The organism is Brevibacillus formosus, assembly GCF_003013405.1.
Lineage (GTDB): Bacteria > Bacillota > Bacilli > Brevibacillales > Brevibacillaceae > Brevibacillus > Brevibacillus formosus.
Window position 1 is genome coordinate 13,672 of record NZ_PXZL01000021.1, and the last position, 19,884, is coordinate 33,555.

At 48.1% G+C, this 19,884-nt stretch carries 20 protein-coding genes, 1 pseudogene and 1 riboswitch; of the genes and pseudogenes, 4 read left to right on the forward strand and 17 right to left on the reverse strand.

Features of this window, described 5'->3' with window-relative positions; all coding sequences use genetic code 11:
• Nucleotides 1-9 precede the first annotated feature (9 nt).
• The 6 genes from C7R91_RS19560 to atoS form a co-directional block, all read right to left on the reverse strand.
• Nucleotides 10-987 (reverse strand): cation diffusion facilitator family transporter, encoded by a 978-nt coding sequence (locus tag C7R91_RS19560; RefSeq protein ID WP_047073479.1) that lies wholly within the window; start codon nucleotides 985-987, stop codon nucleotides 10-12.
• 146 nt (nucleotides 988-1,133) lie between these two features.
• Complete coding sequence (locus C7R91_RS19565) at nucleotides 1,134-1,448, reverse strand: DMT family transporter (protein WP_047073477.1); 315 nt, start codon at nucleotides 1,446-1,448, stop codon at nucleotides 1,134-1,136.
• Nucleotides 1,445-1,798 (reverse strand): DMT family transporter, encoded by a 354-nt coding sequence (locus C7R91_RS19570; RefSeq protein ID WP_047073475.1) that lies wholly within the window; start codon nucleotides 1,796-1,798, stop codon nucleotides 1,445-1,447. The genes C7R91_RS19565 and C7R91_RS19570 overlap by 4 nt, the downstream gene beginning before the upstream one ends.
• A 139-nt stretch (nucleotides 1,799-1,937) precedes the next feature.
• Nucleotides 1,938-2,041: riboswitch (guanidine-I (ykkC/yxkD leader) on the reverse strand.
• Between the two features lie 80 nt (nucleotides 2,042-2,121).
• Nucleotides 2,122-3,444 carry a short-chain fatty acid transporter gene (locus tag C7R91_RS19575; RefSeq protein WP_047073473.1) on the reverse strand — a complete coding sequence of 441 codons (1,323 nt, stop codon included), beginning with the start codon at nucleotides 3,442-3,444 and terminating at the stop codon, nucleotides 2,122-2,124.
• A gap of 166 nt (nucleotides 3,445-3,610) precedes the next feature.
• The gene (locus C7R91_RS19580; protein ID WP_047073471.1) at nucleotides 3,611-5,014 is read right to left on the reverse strand and encodes a sigma-54-dependent transcriptional regulator; all 1,404 of its coding nucleotides are present in this window, start codon (nucleotides 5,012-5,014) and stop codon (nucleotides 3,611-3,613) included.
• Nucleotides 5,011-6,837: a two-component system sensor histidine kinase AtoS gene (gene atoS, locus C7R91_RS19585; protein WP_047073469.1), complete on the reverse strand. Its 1,827-nt coding sequence runs from the start codon at nucleotides 6,835-6,837 to the stop codon at nucleotides 5,011-5,013. Before atoS ends, C7R91_RS19580 begins: the two co-directional genes overlap by 4 nt.
• A 67-nt stretch (nucleotides 6,838-6,904) precedes the next feature.
• Here atoS and C7R91_RS19590 point away from each other — a divergent pair, with 67 nt between their 5' ends.
• Entirely contained in the window at nucleotides 6,905-7,375 is a 471-nt protein-coding gene (locus C7R91_RS19590; protein WP_047073467.1) for a low molecular weight protein-tyrosine-phosphatase, read from the forward strand.
• A gap of 26 nt (nucleotides 7,376-7,401) precedes the next feature.
• On the opposite strand, the gene C7R91_RS19595 is transcribed toward C7R91_RS19590, so the two are convergent.
• Nucleotides 7,402-8,220: an alpha/beta hydrolase family protein gene (locus C7R91_RS19595; RefSeq protein WP_083995200.1), complete on the reverse strand. Its 819-nt coding sequence runs from the start codon at nucleotides 8,218-8,220 to the stop codon at nucleotides 7,402-7,404.
• Nucleotides 8,221-8,422: 202 nt separating this feature from the next.
• Here C7R91_RS19595 and C7R91_RS19600 point away from each other — a divergent pair, with 202 nt between their 5' ends.
• Nucleotides 8,423-8,806 (forward strand): winged helix-turn-helix transcriptional regulator, encoded by a 384-nt coding sequence (locus tag C7R91_RS19600; protein ID WP_047073464.1) that lies wholly within the window; start codon nucleotides 8,423-8,425, stop codon nucleotides 8,804-8,806.
• 572 nt (nucleotides 8,807-9,378) lie between these two features.
• On the opposite strand, the gene motB is transcribed toward C7R91_RS19600, so the two are convergent.
• The 8 genes from motB to C7R91_RS19645 all read right to left on the reverse strand — a co-directional run bounded on the left by motB (nucleotide 9,379) and on the right by C7R91_RS19645 (nucleotide 16,243).
• Nucleotides 9,379-10,188 (reverse strand): flagellar motor protein MotB, encoded by an 810-nt coding sequence (motB, locus tag C7R91_RS19610; protein WP_047073463.1) that lies wholly within the window; start codon nucleotides 10,186-10,188, stop codon nucleotides 9,379-9,381.
• Nucleotides 10,181-10,996, reverse strand: coding sequence for a flagellar motor stator protein MotA (gene motA, locus C7R91_RS19615; protein ID WP_047073461.1), 816 nt, complete (start codon nucleotides 10,994-10,996; stop codon nucleotides 10,181-10,183). The genes motB and motA overlap by 8 nt, the downstream gene beginning before the upstream one ends.
• A 91-nt stretch (nucleotides 10,997-11,087) precedes the next feature.
• On the reverse strand, nucleotides 11,088-11,819 hold the full coding sequence (locus C7R91_RS19620) for a ZIP family metal transporter (protein ID WP_047073459.1): 732 nt from the start codon (nucleotides 11,817-11,819) through the stop codon (nucleotides 11,088-11,090).
• A gap of 96 nt (nucleotides 11,820-11,915) precedes the next feature.
• On the reverse strand, nucleotides 11,916-12,431 hold the full coding sequence (gene def, locus C7R91_RS19625) for a peptide deformylase (protein WP_047073457.1): 516 nt from the start codon (nucleotides 12,429-12,431) through the stop codon (nucleotides 11,916-11,918).
• A 4-nt stretch (nucleotides 12,432-12,435) separates the two neighbouring features.
• The gene (locus tag C7R91_RS19630; protein ID WP_007722000.1) at nucleotides 12,436-12,678 is read right to left on the reverse strand and encodes a helix-turn-helix domain-containing protein; all 243 of its coding nucleotides are present in this window, start codon (nucleotides 12,676-12,678) and stop codon (nucleotides 12,436-12,438) included.
• A 112-nt stretch (nucleotides 12,679-12,790) separates the two neighbouring features.
• The gene (locus C7R91_RS19635; RefSeq protein WP_047073455.1) at nucleotides 12,791-13,393 is read right to left on the reverse strand and encodes a flavin reductase family protein; all 603 of its coding nucleotides are present in this window, start codon (nucleotides 13,391-13,393) and stop codon (nucleotides 12,791-12,793) included.
• A 103-nt stretch (nucleotides 13,394-13,496) separates the two neighbouring features.
• Nucleotides 13,497-14,279: an ankyrin repeat domain-containing protein gene (locus C7R91_RS19640; RefSeq protein ID WP_047073454.1), complete on the reverse strand. Its 783-nt coding sequence runs from the start codon at nucleotides 14,277-14,279 to the stop codon at nucleotides 13,497-13,499.
• Nucleotides 14,280-14,515: 236 nt separating this feature from the next.
• A complete protein-coding gene (locus C7R91_RS19645; protein ID WP_047073453.1) occupies nucleotides 14,516-16,243 on the reverse strand; it encodes a methyl-accepting chemotaxis protein in 1,728 nt (575 codons plus the stop codon).
• A 175-nt stretch (nucleotides 16,244-16,418) separates the two neighbouring features.
• On the opposite strand from C7R91_RS19645, the gene solA reads away from it, so the two are divergent.
• Entirely contained in the window at nucleotides 16,419-17,561 is a 1,143-nt protein-coding gene (gene solA / locus C7R91_RS19650) for an N-methyl-L-tryptophan oxidase (protein WP_047073451.1), read from the forward strand.
• A gap of 53 nt (nucleotides 17,562-17,614) precedes the next feature.
• On the opposite strand, the gene C7R91_RS19655 is transcribed toward solA, so the two are convergent.
• Both C7R91_RS19655 and C7R91_RS19665 read right to left on the reverse strand, forming a co-directional pair.
• Entirely contained in the window at nucleotides 17,615-18,445 is an 831-nt protein-coding gene (locus tag C7R91_RS19655) for a protein-glutamine gamma-glutamyltransferase (protein WP_047073449.1), read from the reverse strand.
• A 509-nt stretch (nucleotides 18,446-18,954) separates the two neighbouring features.
• Nucleotides 18,955-19,204 (reverse strand): annotated as a pseudogene (locus C7R91_RS19665) (GNAT family N-acetyltransferase); the annotation flags it as partial.
• A 178-nt stretch (nucleotides 19,205-19,382) separates the two neighbouring features.
• Here C7R91_RS19665 and C7R91_RS19670 point away from each other — a divergent pair.
• A complete protein-coding gene (locus C7R91_RS19670) occupies nucleotides 19,383-19,772 on the forward strand; it encodes a hypothetical protein (protein ID WP_047073754.1) in 390 nt (129 codons plus the stop codon).
• The last annotated feature ends 112 nt before the right edge of the window (nucleotides 19,773-19,884 follow it).

Genomic DNA, 19,884 nt, shown 5'->3' on the forward strand with positions numbered 1-19,884 from the left:
TCTATTTGTCTACGTGGTTCCCTGGTCCGCTAGTTCCTTCCAGTCGTCCACGCCGTTGTCCTCCAAAATCCCCATCGTCACATCACTAATATCCGGGTCAGTCAGCAAGCTGTCGCGAATGCGGTATTTAATATCGTCCGCCACAGCAAGGCTCAGTCCTGTCCGCAGCTCTACGTAGCTCTCCACATGGTAAAAACGCCCTTCCTGTACAATCCGCATCTGGTTGATGTCCGTCACATCCGGATCAGCAAGAATGACTTTGGCTACCCGATCCTCGATTTCTTTGGGAGCTGCAATACCAATCAAACCGACCATGTTGTCATACCCTACCTTGAATGCCACACCCACCATGAGAATCCCGATTAAAATGGTGGCAATCCCGTCCAGCAAGGCAAAGGAAGTAAACGTAGTGACGATAACGGCAATCAGTGCCAATAACGCACCGAGCGTAGCTACGATGTCTTCATAAAAGACAAGTCTGGTCGGGGGAGCCGCACGTCCTACATTCCGAAAGGCTGCAGGGATGACAGCAAAGCCCTTCGCTTCCACCCGAGCTTCATGAACGATTTCGAACATTACTTTTACGAGCACATATCCATCCACAATGACCGCCAGAGACAAAATGATGAAATTCAACCAAAAATGGCTGGATTCTGCTGGCTCGGAAATGAGATGGAGGCCTTTGATAATCGTTTCGTAGGCCATGATGGTTACGACGATCACCGCGACCATACAGAAAATGTTAATGACACGACCAAAGCCTGTAGGGAACCTCGGTGTCGGTTTTTTCTCTGCGAGTACGCTGCCAAAGAAAACGAAGAATTGGTTGACCGCATCGGCTACAGAATGCATCGCCGAAGCAAACATGGCTCCACTCCCACTAAAGACAGCCGCAAAGCCTTTTGCGATCGCAAGCCCTGTGTTTCCCAAGGCCGCTGTCGCCGAGGACGTATTTCCCTTTTTTAGCGTTGCCCAGAAAGAGCTCATGGTGTTGCCATTCCCTCCTTGAACGAGACGATTTTCTTTACTATTCCCTATTCGCAAGGAGTGTTCCTTATGAGAAATGGAACATATACACAAAGAAAAGACAGACATCCGAAGTGGAATATCTGCCTTTCCTTGATACCGCTACCTTATGCTACTAATTTCAATCCTGCTACTGCTATAATCACCACGGCGATGCACAAGATCCGCAGCTTGTCTTTTGCTTCTCCATAGAACAACATCCCAACAAGAGCGCTGCCTACCGTACCAATCCCTGTCCAAACCGCATAAGCCGTTCCCATGGGGATATCTCTCATGGCAAAGGACAAGAGGAAGAAGCTGAGGGAAAAGCCACCGATCAGAACCGCAAACGAGCGGAACGAAGGCTTTTGGTTGACTTGTGTAATCCCCATCACGCCAACGACCTCAAACAACCCTGCAAAAATTAAGGATAACCATGTCATGCCACTTCACCCTCCCTCTTCGGCTTCTCTTCATGATCTGGTGTGACCAGCTTCAACCCAAGGATTCCGCCCAGAAGAAGCGCGATCAAGCCCACTTTTACCCAGCTGAACGGTTCGCCAAACAAGACCATTTCGCTCATAACGGTACCTGCCGTTCCCAAACCGACGAAGATCGCATAAACCGTACTCGTCGGCAGCTTTTTCCCTGAATAAACCAAAACACCAAAGCTGATAATAATCGCAATGATTGTCAACGCCCATGACCAGAAGCTGTCGGCGTGCTTCAAGCCCGCTACCCACATGACTTCAAATACTGCTGCTACGACAACCATCAACCAATATTTCCCCATTTCTGTCTCCCTCCTCTTTCTTTTACGCTCATCGCAACGGACGTATCCGTTTTTATCGTTCCCCAAAATACATACTCATCCAAGATGGCTCAGGCTTTCCGAATGCAAAAAAAGCCTCGGGTGAATACCATCACAGATATTCTCCCGGGCTTTTATCCCTCCGTGTACACGACCGTGGTCGTGGGTTTTCTCTCGGTCCTGACCGGCCAGATGACTAACCGCGGAACCCTAGAAAACTCAATACATATGCAGTTCTTTTCTTGGGGTAACTGTCATTATCATATCAAAACACGCCGCGATTGGCAATGAACCTGCACGCCTCGCTAAAAAAGCAAGAACCCCAAGCTGATAATGCCGCCTGTCACGATCAGCATCATCAAGCAGTAGCCCATGATATCCCTCGCACCCAATCCAGCAAGAGCTAGCACAGGTAATGCCCAGAATGGCTGAATCAAGTTCGTCCACGCATCCCCCCAAGCAATGGCCATCGCGACTTTTGCATGGGAAACGCCCAGCTCAGTGGCAACAGGCAGCATGATTGGTCCCTGTACTGCCCATTGCCCTCCACCAGAAGGAATGAATATGTTCAATAAGCCTGCACTCCAAAACGTGAACAGCGGGAAGGTAGTAGGCGTCGAGATGCTGATAAACCATTGAGAGATACTCGCTGCCAGTCCTGAAGCCGTCATCATCCCAATGATCCCTGCATAAAACGGAAACTGCACGACGATCCCTGTCGTGGTTTTCACCGCTTCATTCATGGCATCCAAAAACTTGCGCGGTGTCCCATGAAGAAGTATGCCCAGAAACAAGAAACCCATGATGACGACATCCAAATTCAGCTTAAAGCCTTTATCAGCAAAATAGTAGATCAAATAAATAATTCCGAGTGCTGAAACAAGAACGGAGATCAAACGGCTGTTTTCCATTTTGGAAGCAGGAGTATTGTCGATTGTAGAATCAGCAGCAGCCATTTCTTGTTGCGCTATCCCTTCTCCCTTGAATACAATCGTATCTTTTTCGGCAGGCATCATCAATCTGTTCACAATCGGGAGGACACTCATGATTGCGGCTACGATGGTCAAATTCATCGGTGAAAACATCGTTTCCGAGGTAGGAATGACACCGGTGATGTTTTCCAGGCTATGCTTTTCCGTAGCGATCGTCAAAGGAACAGAGCCGGCAAGCCCTCCGTGCCAGACAACAAATCCTCCATACGCACTTGCGACGAGCAATCGATAGTCTACCTTTTCCACTTGATTGGCAAGAACGCGTGCCAATAGCGCACTGATGACAAGCCCAAATCCCCAATTGATCCAGTTCGCCACACAGGAAACGACTGTGACGAGTACAATCGCTTGACCTGGCGTCTTTGCCAGTGATCCCAAGGCATTCAAGCCACGCTTACAAATATTCGTACTGGCTAACGTATGACCCGTAATCAAGATCAAGACCATTTGCATCGTAAAGCTGAGCAGGCTCCAAAAGCCGCCTCCCCAGTAGTTGACCATTTCCATCGGCGTTTTACCATTGACGACGATCCCGGCAACAAATACGAGGAAGGTTAAAATGACTGCAAATAAAAAGGCGTCTGGCAAATAGCGTTGCACCATGCGGACTGAAGCATTCGTTAAGGCTTGAAACACATTTTCATCCCCTTTTCAAAAAGCATTCGTGTGCTTATGCCTTTCGATATAGCAAGAGGGATGCCAATCTGTTTTTCAAGGAAAATGAATGCGTTTTCAAATCGATTGCTCTACTCTACTGACTACTTTTTGCACAGTATGACACTTGTTTGCGCACATCGGGCGATTAGTCTCTTTCACCTTTTGCCGAATCCAATCCGTACATTTGCAGCTTGTAGAGCAGCGCCCGCCGTGATATGCCCAGCCTTTTCGCTGTCTGTAGCTTGTTGCCGCGTTCTTTGCGCAAGGCATGAGCAATTGCTTCCTGCTCGACCTGAGCAATGATTTCCCGCAAAGTTCTTCCTTCATAACTAATTTTGCCAAGGCCTAGGGTCGATTCGCTCATCTTGTTTTCCTGAATGGGGGACAAGACATGCTCGTGACCGATAACTGCTCCTCTGGTCAAAACAACAGCCCGTTCAATCGTATTCTCCAGCTGACGCACATTGCCTGGCCAGTGGTAGGCGATTAGCGCTTCCGTGGCAGCAGCGGACAAGCAGAGGTCATGCTTCCCTGCCTCTTTTCCATATTTGGCGAGAAAGTGACGGATAAGCAAAGGAATGTCCTCTTTTCGCTCACGAAGTGGCGGCATGCGAATCGGAACGACATTGAGCCGGTAGTATAGATCTTCGCGGAAAAGCTCCTGGCGAATTCTTTCCTGCAAATCACGATTGGTAGCAGCAATCACACGGACATCAACCGATACAGCCTCGATGCCGCCTACTCGCATAAATACGCGATCCTGCAAAACCCGCAGCAGTTTTACCTGCAAAGAAAGGCTTAGTTCTCCTACTTCGTCAAGGAACAACGTACCTCCATTCGCAAGCTCCAGCAACCCTTGCTTGCGATGAACGGCACCTGTAAATGCACCTCGTTCATATCCAAACAACTCGCTCTCCAGCAAATTTTCAGGAATCGCGCCGCAATTGACAGGAATGAGCGGTTTGTCCGCCCGGGGGCTATTGGAATGGATCGCTCTTGCAATGAGCTCCTTGCCTGTTCCGCTCTCCCCTTCAATCAAAACAGTGGCTTTAGACATCGCTACTTTTCCCACCAGCTTGTACACGTTTTGCATAGCCGGACTCAGGCCGATCAAGCTGGTTCCATTTGGATTCGCATGCTCCTCCTGTAGGACTTTCCCGACTTCGCCTTGCTCAAGCGGCTCTCCCTGTGTAAGTGCATGAGCAACAACTTGTTTGACCTGCCCCAAGTCAAATGGCTTTTGCACATAATCAAATGCTCCCAGCTTCATTGCCTCCATGACGTCACTGGCAGAACCATAGGCAGTCATCATCACGACCCTCGGGTGCCTTCCCTTTTTCTCGTTCAGGAGGCGCAATGTATCCATGCCGTCTAAATGAGGCATACGCAGATCCAAAAGCATGACTTGCGGGCAAAAGCGTTCGACCTGCTCCAAAGCCTCTACTCCACTGCCAGCCTCCAAGAGCTCGTATCCCATTTTGCGCAGCGTAGTTGACAATGCCTTTCTCACATTGGCCTCATCGTCTACGATCAGCACTTTGCTCGTCATGACAATCCTCCTTTTGCCCGAATCGGCAGTACGACAGTGAAGCAAACGCCTTCGGGGGTATTTTGAGCAAAAATATGTCCGCCATACGCTTGTACAATCCGTTGGGAGATCGCCAGTCCCAGTCCCGTACCTGTTTGCTTCGTCGTGAAAAACGGTTCGAATATAGCCAGCAGATTTTCTTCCGCAATAGGCGAACCGTCATTCGTTACCTGGACATGCACATCATTATTTATGTTTTTGATTTCAATCTGAATACGACCTTCCATTGGCTTTGCTTGCAGTGCGTTGTGCAATATATTCAAAAACACCTGCTTTAACAACTCTGGTGAAGACATCACGGCAGGAATATCCTCATGACACACAAGTTGTACATTCACTCCGCTAAAGCCCTCGACATGTTCCATCAGCTTGAGCGTGTGCTGGATTACCTCTTGCACGCGCACAGGTACGTTCGACTCTTCATTGGGACGAGAAAATAACAAGAGCTCGTCAGTAAAACGGTTCAGACGCTCGACTTCCTCCACAATGATCCCTGTGTATTCCCGAGAAGCATGGTCTTTTGGCCATTCTTCCTCGATGATCTGGGCGAAGGCTTTGATAGCCGTCAACGGATTGCGTACCTCATGGGCAATGCTAGTCGCCCACTCACCTATAACCGCCAGCCGCTCGGCTTGAGCCAGCCTTGACTCCATTCTCCGCCATTGTGTGCGGTCCTCGAGCACGACGATCGCCCCCAGCACTTCATCTGCGTTATTTTTCCAAATAGAAGAGCTGACCTTTAGCCAGAGTACGCCCCTGTCCGGATGCTGATGGCGCCATATAGCATCCCGGATGGCTTGACCGTTTTGTAGCGTATCTAACAGGATATGAAGGAGAGCCTCACTCTCTGTAAAAACTTCCGTGTAATGCATCCCCTTTGCTCGACTGGACGTGAAGCCAATCATATGTATCGCTGTCTCATTCCATGCAATCAGGTGCCCGCTCTGATCCAACGCGAGGACCCCGCTGTCCATGCTATTCATGATTGTCTCCGTTCGGCTACGGCTAGCCTGTAAATCACTCGCCAGATTGTTGATGGCACCTGTAATTTCTCCAGGCTCGCCGTCCATTCTCCTTAAACGAAAGGAAAGGTCTTGGCTAAGCCGCTTCAGTCCTGACTTGATCTCTGACAAAATCACTTCAAAGCGATGGACGAGCAAACCGCTGGCCGCTGCTGCGATCATACAGCCAATGCCCAAAATCGCATAAATGCTTTGTCGCATTCCCGCGAGTTGTATATCAATCGTAGACATGAGCTCATTCGCCCAAGCATAGCCGATCACTTGATCATTGCGAATGAGTGGAACCATGGCGTTCATGATGTTGCCGCGTACTTGTTCGCCGATTACTACATCAATCTGCCGCGTCTGCATGACATTGCGACCCGGATGGTTTTCGCTAATCGATTGTCCTATGTACAAGCTCATTTCATTGCTGGGTCCATACGTCACGATGGAATCGAGAGCTGCGGAATAATAGCCGACGCCAATTCCCGAGTGGGCTAGAGCGATCCGATCTGTAAGCGGTTGCATTTTCTCGTTTAATGCTTGAAGCTTGTGCTCTTTTTCCGCCTTTTCTAATCCAGCTTCCACGACGATTGTGTCAAAATCTTTTGACAGCGCAAAATCCAGCTGCTGCGTGATGGCGATTAGCTTTTGTTTCTTTTCCGCCAGTAAAGCCTGCTCTGCCGATTTTACCAATACGATTCCGGTAATGATAATCGGTAAAACGGTGACAACAATAACAGCCACGACAAAACGTATGCGGTACAGATATGTTTTCATTGCAAATGGCCTCCTTATGGTATTCTAACATACAGAAGCATCCACACAGGAAGAGAGGAACGTACATATGACAACCGTTTTGTTCGTTTGTCTGGGCAATATTTGCCGATCACCCATGGCCGAAGCTGTATTTCGCCATCTCGTAGAGGCGGAGGGATTGGCAGGGGAAATATCCATCGATTCAGCGGGGCTCGGTGGCTGGCACGCAGGTGAACCTCCACACAAAGGTACACAAAAGGTGTTGACCGAGAATGGGATTGCGCATGACACACTGCGTGCTCGCCAAATTGTCACACAGGACTTCTCGGAGTACGACTATATCGTCTGCATGGATGAAGAAAATTTGTCCGCACTCAAGCAGATGGCGCCGTCAGGGAAAAAGGTGTATCGTCTGCTAGACTTTGCCGATTCTGTCCAGGAACAAAATGTGGAGGACCCTTATTATACCGGGCGATTCACCTATGTGTATGACCTGGTGAATGCGGGTTGCCGCGGGCTCTTGAACGAAATCAAAGCCAATATCGCCAAAAAGGGATAGCCCGTCATCAGGGCCATCCCTTTTTCTTATACTGCTACCGTTTCCTTCTCCTGCAATCTTGCCAGCCAGCTCATCGTACTGGCAATCAAGCGTTTGTAGCTGTCCGCCGAGGAAAAGGTATGGTCTCCTCCTACAACTACTTCTGTTTCGCAGCTCCCCCGTCTCCGCAGATGCAGCTCTCGCTCATAATGGAACATGGCATCCACCGCAATGACATCATCCCGATTGCCATGCAGGATTAACACATCGCCCTCAAACTGCTTGGCTTGACGCAACGGTAAAGCCGTACCCAGCGACTGAAAAAAGCGCTTTTCCAATCCGTAGCCCAAATGATCCGTTTTGCCGTATGAAACTGCTTCCTTGTATTCCTTTTCCCCCACGATCCGAACGATATCCTCGAAGGGGCGTGCTACTGGTGCCCATAGGATGAGCGAGTGTATTCGTTTATCCTGGCTCGCCGTCAACACACTGACCGCACCACCCAGACTATGCCCTAACAGGCAGACACGCTCCTTATCTACCTGTTCCAGCGTGAAAACATGGTCGAGAACATCACGTGTTTGCGCAAGCAGGACATCCAAACCACCTGCCCCATAATCCCCGTCGCTTTCCCCGCAGCCTCCGTAATCGAAGCGCAGTACGCCAAAACCGTGTGAAGCTAATTCTCTGGCAGCTTTTACAAACAAGCGGTTCACTCCAATCCGACTGCCGATAAAGCCATGGCAAATGACAACCAACGGGTATTTCACTCTGGTCTTGCCTGTTGTGCATGTAGGTTCATGCAAGGTAGCCGTTAACGAAATCGTGTCGCTAGGTATTTGCAAAATCCGTTCCAAAGAACTCACCTCTTTTATTTTAGTATTCCGAGTTGTTTACTTAGTTATTATGTTTATTATCTTCATTTTCATGAACGCTGTCAAGATGAACCGGAAAACTCAATGAAAAATCATCCCGCACGGTTTATGATGGAAGGGAGCGAGGCGCAACATAAGAATGCTTACTTTGCTAGAGCTGTTGCACCGAAGATAGATTGTGAGGAGAAAAACTATGTCCGATTTGCGGAAAGAAACCTTGGAAAAAATAAAAAACGGTGATTTCACCTGTTCCAAGGAGCTGACCTTGTCTATGTTCAGCGGAAAATGGAAAGTCGTGATCCTGTGGCATTTAGGAGTAGAAGGCCCGCATCGCTTCAGCGAGCTGCAACGGTTGTTTCCAAAAATCACACATAAAATGCTGACGAATCAGTTAAAAGAGCTCATCGAAGACGGGATTGTTCACCGGGAAGTATATCCGGAGGTTCCCCCTCGCGTGGAGTATTCCATGACGGAGCTGGGGATGACTCTGTTGCCCATTGTGGAAATGATGTATGAGTGGGGCGAAATGCGGATGGCGCAATTGAAGCTGGCGTTGGGGGAGTCGTCCTCTGACTAGCTGCTGTGGTGGGGAGGAAACAGGAGAAAACGCTCAGATTCTTGGAACACCTGCGCGGGAGCATGGGGTGCCCGGCTCCGTGAAAAAAAGAGAAACCGCGTCCAAAGTCGATGATTCAGGGGGGCTTCTCAGAGGTGGACGCTAAAGGCAGTTTCTCTTTTTTTCACTGCGCCTCGGTAGGTGTGTCCAAAGATCTTCGCTTATTTCTCCTGTTTCCTCTGCGAACTGTTGTGATTCCACCTACTTTTTTTAATAAAGGAATAGACCCCTTGAATGCTACTTTCAAGATGTAGAAAAAGCCGCGTGGGAAGAAGCACATTTCCAGTCCTAGCGCCTCTGGAGCCCTACCTAGCTCCGAAATAAATGGCGGGGGTTTTCAGCTTTTATCACATACAAAAACGATATAACGTTTTCTGTTTTGAAGCGCTCCCGCCATTTATTTCGGAGCGGATAGTCTAACCCCTTGCGGGGCGTAGGCCGAAGCGTAGACTGGAAATGGGCTTTTTCCCCCTCCACTACAGCTACTATAAATGAAAAAGGATAGCCTCCCAAGGAAGCTATCCTTTCCGTTATTACGGATTCACAGTATTTTTCGGAGGAGAAGCCAGATCACGCAGGATTGCTACCTCTACACGTCTGTTTTTCGCTCTGCCTTCTGCCGACGTATTCGGCGCTACCGGATGGTATTCTCCCAAGCCTGTCGCGCTGAACTTCGTCGGGTCTAGGTTCTTGTTTTCTAGAAGCACCTTCAAGAAGTTAACGGAACGTTTGGCACTGAGATCCCAGTTGGATGGGAACTCTGCACGGCGAATCGGCACATTGTCCGTATGACCGGTTACGGTCACTTTTTTCGGGTGCGGCACCAGCATCCCTGCCATTTCGCTCGCAAGCTTTCTCGCTTCCGGTTTTAGATCAGCTTTACCGGAGTCAAACAATGCATTGTCCAGAATGGTGATCAGCAGTCCTTCTTCGGTGAGCTTAGTCTGTAGCTTGTCCTGAAGCTTGTTTTGCTGAATGTATCCGTCCAGCTTTGTCTGTAGCTTTTTCAAGTCCTCTGTCTCTTTGCGGACTGCTTCTTCCAGACGCTTTTCTTCTTCTGTCTTCTGTTTTTCTGCTTCCTGTGCGCCTTTGTGCAAGGTTTGCTGCTGAAGTTCCGGGTCTAGCGGCACCGGACTCGGGTAGTTCATGACACCCACACCGCCGTTCATAGCAACGCTGAAGGACCGAACCATTTGGTCGAACTTCTTCGCATCCATCTCGCTAGAGGCGAACAACACGATAAACAAAGCAAGCAGAAGGGTAAGCAAGTCCGCGTATGGAATTAGCCAAGACTCGTCCATATGCTCTTCATGATGAGCATGTCTCTTTGGTCGCTTAGCCATTTACCGCAGCTCCTTCCTCCCTCTTCTCTTCCTTCATTTCTTCTTTCATTTCCGCACGCTCTTGGTACGGGATGTAAACCAGCAGCTTTTGTTCAATCGCAGTCGGGGATACACCTGCTTGAATGGAGAGCAATCCTTCGACCATGATTTTTTTGATTTCGATCTCTGCCTTTGATTTCCGTTTGAGCTTGGTCGCGAACGGGTGCCATAATACGTAACCCGTGAAAATACCGAGCAAGGTTGCTACGAAAGCCGCCGCAATCGATACACCCAATGCATCGATGTCACTCAAGTTACCCAAGGCGGCAATCAGACCGACAACCGCACCCAATACCCCAAGAGTCGGAGCGTAGCTTCCCGCTTGGCTAAAGACGAGGGCCCCTGCCTGATGGCGCTCTTCAATGGCGTGAATTTCTTCATTCAGAACATCGCGAACAAAATCCGGTTCCCCACCATCAATGATCATCTTCATGCCGTTACGCAGAAATGGATCTTCAATCTCATCAGAAGTGTTTTCCAGTGCAAGCAATCCTTCGCGGCGAGCGATGGAAGCCCAGTTCATAAACTGACCGATCAATTCTTTTTTTTCAGGGAGCTTTTCTTCTTTAAAAATTATCTTGAAAAGAGCAGGAATACGTTTGATTTCCGACATAGGAAATGCGTTACAGATAGCAGCAACAGTACCTACGATGATGATCATAAATGCTGCTGGATTCAGTAATGCCGCCGGACTCGCATGCTTCAAGATCATCCCGACTACTACTGCGATAATACCTAAAACTATACCTATCAAGGTAGACTTTTCCATCGTGACACTCCCTACTTCCATAATCGAAATCTATCTATATATGGTTTCGGAATTTTTGCTCTCACTTGTGAGGCTTTTTGAAAAAAACCGCTCATCCGAATGACTGAACGAGTCCAATCATGACCAAAAGTCCTAGGATAAACGAAAAAGTTGCGGAACGAGCATGACCATCTCCATGGCTTTCGGGGATGAGCTCCTTGTAAACGATGAACAACATCGCGCCAGCGGCAAAGGAAAGCCCATATGGCACCAGCCCGTGAACCACAGAGGTTAGATAATAGCCACAGATCCCAGAGACGATTTCGACTGCTCCGGTCATCGTTGCCAATAGAAACGCCTTGAAGCGACTGACCTTCTGATTGATCAGGAAGAGAGCGACCAGGAAGCCTTCTGGTGCATTCTGAAGACCGATTGCAAAAGAAATCAGGCCACCCAGGCCAGACTGTTCACTGGAATAGCTCACGCCAACAGACAAGCCCTCTGGAATATTGTGCAAGGTAATCGCGGACAAGATCAGCAGCGATTGCGAATCCATCGAAATGTTGATTCTCGTATGCTCCAGATCGATATGCGGAACGATGCTTTCCAACACCGTAAGCAGCAATGTTCCCGTTAGCACTCCCAAGCAAACAATAATAAATGGCGCGCTCTGAAGTGCCTGTGGAATCAGACTGAAGGTCGAGGCAGCCACCATAATTCCAGCCGTAAACGCCAGCAATATATCCCGCCATCGATGTGATACCGACTTGAAAAAAAGGATAGGCAAGGCGCCCACACCAGTAGCCATGGCTGAAAGAAAGCTACCTATCAGTAGTTGTTCCATGTATGTTCCTCCACGTAATAATGCCGCTCTTCAGATATCTGGAACAAACGGCCTTCTACTATCATATTTCCCTTATGGAATCGGTACGCCTTTTTGTTAGGTCTTTTTTGTTAAGCGGATCACATCCAGCAAATCGACTTTTTGCCTTGTTTTTTCATGATATAGCCATTTTTCCTGAACATGATCCACAAATAAAATTCCGTCTAAATGATCGATTTCATGCTGCATACAAACAGCAAGGAATCCATCTCCAGCAAGGATCATTTCCTCGCCTTGTCTGTTCAACGTCTTTACCTTTACATGCTCGGCTCTCTTTACATTGCCATAGTAACCCGGAAAAGATAAGCAAGCTTCCATTCCGATTTGTTCGCCACTCTTTTCTATGATTTCCGGATTAATGAGCTCAATTAATCCATCTCCGCAATCCATGACAACCACCCTGCGAAGAATGCCTACTTGAGGTGCGGCAAGGCCAGCACGGCCATCCTTGGCATATAAGGTTTCAGCCATCTCATCCAGTAGCTTGAACGTTTTCGCATTCAGCTCATCCACTGGCTTGGCTACTTTGCGCAAAATCGGGTCTCCAAAAGGCAAAATTTGTTTCACTGCCATATTTTTAGGCTCCCTTCACTCTATTAGGCGGTGTATATGCCCACAAGTCATTTGGTGTACACTCCAGAGCTGTACAGAGTGCATCAAGTGTCTCGGCTTTCATTTGTTTGGGCTGACTGGTTAGCAAAGCACTGATGGAGGCTGGAGACAGGCTGTAATTTGCTTTCTCTTTTAACAGCCTTGCTAAAGCGGCTCCCGTCCAAACTCCTCTTTCTGCCATTACTTTTCGCAACATCCAGACAAGCATCTTTTCACCCCTCAAATTTTCGGTATTAACTAATTTTATTAGGTAATACCTAATATACCATATTTTACAGGCAGAAATACAAAAACGCCAAAAACTTGGCGTTTTTAACGTTCTACGTTTCCGATCGATATGTTTTGCCTAACTGATCACTCAGACCAAAATAATGACGGAAGTTGTAGATCAGCGGATTCCATGCTTGAGGGTTCACGTGATGAGCACTTTGGACAATCTGTTTGGCTGCATGGACGTGACGCACTTCTGTCTCCAAAATCGCAAACATGTCGGCATATTCCGGAAAACGGATTGTGCGGACGACTGCTTCGAGTTGAAGCGGGCATTCTCCCACTCGCTTTGGACGAACGATAGCAGAGTCAACAGGAGTCAAATTGGCTGCCTGAAACTTATCCGCTTCATAGCGGAAGCCCAGCTCCTTTTTATAGTCGGGTACGGGATTGCGGCCTGTTAGCGGAGCCAATGCTTCTACTTGCTGCCACATGGAAGCATCCGGCAAATTGATAACGCACTCGGGCCGCTGACGCAAATTTTCCAATCCATGCGAGCCAAACCCGAGTCCCAGAATGACATAATTCCCCAGAGCCCATGACGATGAAATGGGACTGATATTCGTTGTTCCATCTTCATTTTCAGTCGTCAACAGAACGACGGGAGTTCCGTAATACAAAATCTTCGGCTGGATGGTAGTATGGCTTGTCATGAACATAGCCTCCTTTGACTAGAATCACTCTTGCTACGACTTATTCTAGTCGAGGATTATTTCCATCGCGCTCGAAGTGTGAATGTACGCTTACCTCTGCATATTAGCGTGCTCCTGCTTTTTGCAGGATTTGTACGATCTCGTGATAACCTCGTTCTTTTGCACGATATAGAGGTGTTTTTCCTTCGCGATCCGGGATGTTCACATCGGCACCGTGGTCGATTAACAGTTGGATCATCTCTTGCTGTTTTTTCCCACCATCGTTCAATACGATTGCTTCCATCAACGCCGTCCAGCCCGGATTGTTCACATGGTTGACGTCTACATCCGTCCGGGTAAGAAGTTCCTTCGCTACTGCCACATACCCATGTTCCGCTGCTGGAATCAAAGGTGTTCCTCCGAAGCGGTTGTAAATCTTCGTATCGGGACCTGCATCGATAACCAGCTTCAAGATTTCTAAATATCCCTCTGCTCCCGCATACAAGAACGGATTATCTTGCCGGTCGTCCTGAATATTGATGTCAGCTCCTGCTTCAATAAGGACTTTCACTGTTTCCACATGGTTGCCGTGTGTTGCCACCATTGCCGCTGTTCTTCCACGGTCATCCTGTGCGTTTATCTCAGCCCCTGCTGCCAAACTAGCCTTGACTTCATCAGTTTTGCCCTCAGCTGCGGCAGAGAGCAGTTTTTTGTTCCGTTCTTTCAGTTCTTCTGGAGATAGAGTTGGTTTTTTCACTGGTTGAGACTGTTGCTGCGGTGATTGTGGTGTTACTGGTAGTTGTTGCTGCTGTGCGGTCGTTACAGCCGGAGCTGTTGCGGACGGTTCATCTACGCAGCCAGTCAACAACATTCCGAATGGGATTGCAGTGAGAATGAGTTTGTACATTTTTGGCACCTTCCTCCTGGCTATGTCATTGAGATATTGGCCCAAGCCCGGTTGCGTACCGAGCTTAGATAGCTTGTTAAACCTCTGAATCCATCGTAGTCCGTAGAGATAAACTCCTACTAAACCTGTTCTTAATGAACTATTTCCTAAAGATTAACTTTTTCTAAAAAAATGCCATGAAAAGAAAAAACGCCAAATCACGTTGGCGTTTTTGCGTTCGTTTGCACGGTATATACCTACACCTTAAATCGGCGAATCATGTGCTGCAGCTCTTCTGCCATATTGGAAAGAGCTGTTGCTGACGAAGCGATTTCCTCCATAGAAGCGAGCTGCTGCTGTGTAGCAGCGGAAACGTTTTGCGTGCCATCAGCAGTCAAGTCGGAAACTTCGCTGACCAGCTCCATCGCTTGTACGACCTGTTCGGAATGGGCGGACACTTCCTGGGCAGATGCAGACACGTCGTGAATCTGGTCAGCTACTGTGCCAATCGAGCTCTGAATTTGACCGAAAGTCTCACCCGCACGATGAACGACGCGAATTCCTTCTTGTACTTCCCGGGTGCCTGTTTCCATTGATTCGACCGCGACTTTTGTATCTGTCTGAATCGTGCTGATCAACTGCGCAATTTTTTGGGCGGACTGAGCCGATTGCTCTGCCAGCTTCCGTACTTCATCGGCTACAACCGCGAATCCACGGCCTTGCTCTCCTGCGCGTGCTGCTTCAATCGCTGCATTGAGGGCGAGCAGATTGGTCTGATCCGCAATGCCTGTAATAACCTCAATGATCTCTCCGATTGCTTGAGAATGATTACCCAGACCGTCTATCACGGATGAGAGCTCACGCATGGAAGCGTGGATCGCATTCATTTGTTGAACCGCTGCCTGAATCGACTGGTTCCCTTCTCCTGCCATGTTGGCGACTTCGCTCACCATATTGGATGTTTGCTGTGCGTTATTTGCGATTTGACGAATTCCTCGTGACATATCATCAATGGATTTCGCCCCATTGTCTACACTCGCTACCTGGCGATCAACCCCTGCTGCCACTTCTTGAACAGTAACAGCAATCTGTTCGGTAGCCCTGCTCGTCTGATCGGCACTTGCCGTCAATTGCTCAGCAGATGCGGCTACCTGCTCGGAAGTTCCGCCTACCTGACGAATGACAGTCGTTAAACTACTGGTCATCTCATTGAATGAGTTCGACAGATCCATAATCTCATCACGACTTTTGACAACCAATGGCTCCACACGCAAATCGCCATCAGCAACTTTCTTCATCTCTTCCATCAAACGCAAGATCGGTCGACGGATGCTTGCCGTCAGTACGACAGCCAACGCTACACACGCAATGACAGAGATCACCATAACAATAATCAGATCCCGCTTGACCGACTCATACAGTTGCGCACTTTCCGTACCAGCGCGTTGTGCTCCCTCACTGTTATACGTCATCATTGCATCCAAATATTTTTTGCGTTCTAAAAACAATTCACTGCCTTTTTTCTTAATGCGATCCAGCTCGGCCATGTCTGCATCGGTAGCTGGCCTTCTGATGTCGACCTTTTTGGCGATTGCCACGTATTGCGGATTGAATTCCTCGTATTTTTTCAGCGCCTTCTTCAATCCTTCCAAATTGTTACGGTCCTCTTCACTAAAAGCCGTTTTTTCATAGCTTGCCACTAATCCGTCCATATAGGCAAATTGGTCATCGACTTGCTTGGCGTACTTGTTCTTGTCATCCATGCTCTCAGAAGTAAGCATGGTTTGCGTAACTCCGTAAACGGTTTCCAGCGTCATGTTGATCTTCAAAATATCTTCCAGACCTGGGCGCCAGTTCGTATTCATTTCAACCATCTTTTGATTCATCTGCTGCATCTTGGTAATGGTCGTGATCCCCATAAACAGCATGATGATCAGGATCAGCGCGTACGCACTAGCCAATTTTTTTCCGATCGTCCATTTCATTTCGTAAACACCACTTTTCTTGACATATGATGATAGCGTAATCTCCTTTTCCCTCCCAACTGATGGAATAAACCTTATTGCACACAAAAAAATGGTTCTTTACACAAAAATTAAAATCCACAATTCAGAAAACTCCTGTAAGATAGATGAAAATAAGCGGAATGGAGGACTGATGATGCAAAACTACGACGTCATTATTGTTGGAGCAGGATCGATGGGAATGGCAGCTGGCTACTATCTGGCGAAGCAGGGCGTGCGTACACTCATGATCGATGCCTTTGATCCCCCACACACGATGGGCAGCCATCATGGGGATACCCGTATCATTCGCCATGCATACGGAGAAGGAAAGCAGTACGTCCCGCTTGGGTTGCGAGCGCAACAGTTGTGGTCAGAATTGGAACAAGCATCCGGTATGCCGATCTTCGCCAAAACGGGGGTTTTGAACGCTGGACCCTTGAATTGTCCTTTCCTGAATGAAATTCGGGAGAGCGCTGAGCAGTACTCCCTGCCCTTGGAAGTACTCCGTGCCGATGAGGTCATGCAACGCTGGCCAGGAATCAATCTATCTGCTGATTACTACGGGTGCCTGGAGCCTACTTCAGGTGTGCTTTATTCCGAAAACGGCATTCGTGCCTATCGAGAGCTCGCCCTCACCTCCGGAGCTTCACTGTTGACGAACACGCCGGTCACGCAGTTGGAGCCAGCAGGAAACGGGTTCATCGTGCATACAGAATCCGCCAGCTACCATGCCGATAAAGTCCTTCTATCCGCTGGTGCTTGGAATGGTTCTCTCCTTGACTCATTGGGCTTGTCTATCCCGCTCGTGCCTACACGCAAAACGGTCGCCTGGTTTGGTGCAGATGAGAGCCAGTATAGTGCGGATGGCTTTCCCGCTTTCATCTTTCGCCTTCATGACTCCATGTTCTACGGATTTCCCAGCTTTGATGGCAGTGGTGTAAAAATCGGGCGCCATGACGGAGGACACGCCATCGATCCCAATAAACTGGAACGTACCTTTGGCACCTATTTATCAGACGAAGGAGATGTCCGTTCTTTTTTGGAAGCGTATATGCCTGGAGCAGCCGGACCATTGCGACAAGGCAAGGTATGCATCTACACCATGACACCGGATGAGCATTTCGTCATTGACCGTCATCCTGAACATCCACAGCTTGTATTGGCAGCAGGCTTTTCCGGGCACGGTTTTAAATTCGCCAGTGCGATCGGGGAAGCGACCAGCCAACTGCTGGTAGAAGGAGCATCTACCCTTGACCTGTCTATGTTTTCTTGGAAGCGATTCTCCTGTCCATCATAGAGGTTGTTCAAAAAGCCTCTTGCCGCATTTATGGCAGGAGGCTTTTGTTCGTTTTACCATTCCCAAGACAAAGAACCGATCTGCGCTGTGATTCGACTGCTCGCTTGTAACGGATTGCCGGAAACTCGCATGATTGAACGACCGTTGTCATACGGAAACAGGTAGGAGAAACCAGGCCGAGTCGCCTGATTGACCAGATAGGCAGACCTCATTGCTCCCTCTCTTCGTTGTTCATTCAAAAACGCTACCATCTCATTCGCTCGTTTGATCCCCGCACCATGCCCGTAATACAAGCCACTGCCGAGCACTACTGCATTTTCCCCTTGCCACTGCGGTGTCGCGCGATCGTAATCAGGATTGGCAAAATAAATCACATCACCTGGCAAGAAGGTATTTGTCCTTAATGTTTGCAAGTCCAGATCCTGATCGTACCGCCAGTCATATAGCAAGATGTCTGCAAACATTCTCTCAAAATCCGGTAAACGAATGGACTGTAGGACTGCATGATAAATAATAATGACCATCGCCGTAGCGCACTCCGTGGCGTATTTTTGGCCCTCAAGAAAAATATTGATAATCCCGCTGGATGGCAGCACTCCGGGTCGCAAGCGAAATCCGCCCTGGTCTGTTCGTATCCAGTAAGCTGGATTGGCACGGGATTCTTCAAAAGTAGAAAAGGCCAGGCCGCTTTCGTGCAGTGCCAAGGCAGACCTCACCAGATGATCACGCATCTTCAGTTCAAATTGCAGGAGTTCAGGAGTCGGATATTCAAATACTTCATCACTTCGTACCAGAATCGCTACCGTTTCACGCTGTACCGGATTTAATCCCCATTCCGTGGCCAACGAGGCGGGATTAGCTGGTCTCCCCGCTATGACAATCATATACAACCTCCCCTTCACACACTGTCCTTCTTATTTGTATGCGAATGCCCATGTCCACGTGATCGACTAAAAAACCATGAGTCAACATAGTGGTGGAGAAGAAAAAGCACAGTTCTCTTCGACTCTGACACGCCAAGCCGGGGAGATTCACTGGTCGTCTCCACTACAAAAAGGGGACCGTCGAGCCAAAGCCACCCTACGGGCGGAAGATTCTCGAGGGAGAAGTGTTCGACAAGCGTGGACCCCTTTTTGTAGCTCCGACTGGGTAGGCGTTGTCAAGGTCTGCGAGCCCTGTGCTTTTTCTTCTCACTAGCCTTGGGCGTTGATCGGTACCTTCTAAAACTTCCATGTTGTGTTCAATGAAAATAAAGTAATAGACGGGAACCTTGATATGGCGGAAGTTATTTCAGGAAAAATCTTCAGTCGTACAAAATAAGATATAGACTCGTACCCAATTTTAAAAAGCCGCTGACTATGACTTTAAAAATAAAGTCTTAGACTGCGGCTGCTTATTTTGCGCTGTCAAGCATGAGATACCAATAAATTGCTATCTCATCACTATCTTTATCTAGACCTCTGTAGACGTAGGAATCGAAACCTCCGATGACAAAACCACAACTTTCGTAGAAATTACATGCGCGGACATTATTATTTTGAGTCTCCAGCATGATTCCCGTCATACCGCCATCCTTCATCCAGCGTTTAGCCTGTTCGATTAGTTTTTTTTCCGACACCGTATCCTCTATATTGCTTATCAACTTTACCCACTTGATTAGGATGTTTACTTACTCTCCGAGTGAATATTCTCATTTCGTAAAAACTAAAACAAACCTCTCCGCTAACATAATTGTGATGTTGAGGTTTGTTTTTACTCTATTACGATTAATTTTTTCTGATACAATGACTTCATGCTAAGAGAAAGGTTGGTTTGGCAGTAATGAAGAACGAAAGTCAACCTTACACGGATTTTGGAGAAATGTACCGAGATATCGATTTCGCAGCAGAAGCTTACTACAACGAGTTTTTCCATGCCTACAAGACGGATGGGCGATTCCCCGAAGTATATACGCCCGAGCAAACGAAAAGAGCTTCTAGTGCCATCCAACTTCTTCAACTCTTGGAATGGGAATGGAACCCGGTTCGTTTACTGGCATTACTATCGACAGTAGGTGCTGCCCTAGGAATCGGACGCCCTATACCTGTTTTGGATTTTTGTACAATGATTGAAGGTATGAATCTAATAACGTCTCCATATGCAGACTACTATATTGAAAAGAAAGACATTCTTATAGCTACATTGGAGATGTTTGCAAATGAGGAACCATAGAAGTTAAACCGTTAACCCCCGCCTCGTCTCTCATAGAGCTTGTGGCGGGGGTTGGCAATTGCAGAGTGCCTAATTTGCACTCTGGTAAATTTATTTTATATAAATGCCCTAT

Bases quoted from the DNA above. Each gene is read 5' to 3' on its own strand.
- C7R91_RS19560 (WP_047073479.1), bottom strand. From the start codon at position 987: ATGAGCTCTTTCTGGGCAACGCTAAAAAAGGGAAATACGTCCTCGGCG.
- C7R91_RS19565 (WP_047073477.1), bottom strand. From the start codon at position 1,448: ATGACATGGTTATCCTTAATTTTTGCAGGGTTGTTTGAGGTCGTTGGC.
- C7R91_RS19570 (WP_047073475.1), bottom strand. From the start codon at position 1,798: ATGGGGAAATATTGGTTGATGGTTGTCGTAGCAGCAGTATTTGAAGTC.
- C7R91_RS19580 (WP_047073471.1), bottom strand. From the start codon at position 5,014: ATGACGAGCAAAGTGCTGATCGTAGACGATGAGGCCAATGTGAGAAAG.
- atoS (WP_047073469.1), bottom strand. From the start codon at position 6,837: ATGAAAACATATCTGTACCGCATACGTTTTGTCGTGGCTGTTATTGTT.
- C7R91_RS19590 (WP_047073467.1), top strand. From the start codon at position 6,905: ATGACAACCGTTTTGTTCGTTTGTCTGGGCAATATTTGCCGATCACCC.
- C7R91_RS19600 (WP_047073464.1), top strand. From the start codon at position 8,423: ATGTCCGATTTGCGGAAAGAAACCTTGGAAAAAATAAAAAACGGTGAT.
- motB (WP_047073463.1), bottom strand. From the start codon at position 10,188: ATGGCTAAGCGACCAAAGAGACATGCTCATCATGAAGAGCATATGGAC.
- motA (WP_047073461.1), bottom strand. From the start codon at position 10,996: ATGGAAAAGTCTACCTTGATAGGTATAGTTTTAGGTATTATCGCAGTA.
- C7R91_RS19620 (WP_047073459.1), bottom strand. From the start codon at position 11,819: ATGGAACAACTACTGATAGGTAGCTTTCTTTCAGCCATGGCTACTGGT.
- def (WP_047073457.1), bottom strand. From the start codon at position 12,431: ATGGCAGTGAAACAAATTTTGCCTTTTGGAGACCCGATTTTGCGCAAA.
- C7R91_RS19630 (WP_007722000.1), bottom strand. From the start codon at position 12,678: ATGCTTGTCTGGATGTTGCGAAAAGTAATGGCAGAAAGAGGAGTTTGG.
- C7R91_RS19635 (WP_047073455.1), bottom strand. From the start codon at position 13,393: ATGACAAGCCATACTACCATCCAGCCGAAGATTTTGTATTACGGAACT.
- C7R91_RS19640 (WP_047073454.1), bottom strand. From the start codon at position 14,279: ATGTACAAACTCATTCTCACTGCAATCCCATTCGGAATGTTGTTGACT.
- C7R91_RS19645 (WP_047073453.1), bottom strand. From the start codon at position 16,243: ATGAAATGGACGATCGGAAAAAAATTGGCTAGTGCGTACGCGCTGATC.
- solA (WP_047073451.1), top strand. From the start codon at position 16,419: ATGCAAAACTACGACGTCATTATTGTTGGAGCAGGATCGATGGGAATG.
- C7R91_RS19655 (WP_047073449.1), bottom strand. From the start codon at position 18,445: ATGATTGTCATAGCGGGGAGACCAGCTAATCCCGCCTCGTTGGCCACG.
- C7R91_RS19670 (WP_047073754.1), top strand. From the start codon at position 19,383: ATGAAGAACGAAAGTCAACCTTACACGGATTTTGGAGAAATGTACCGA.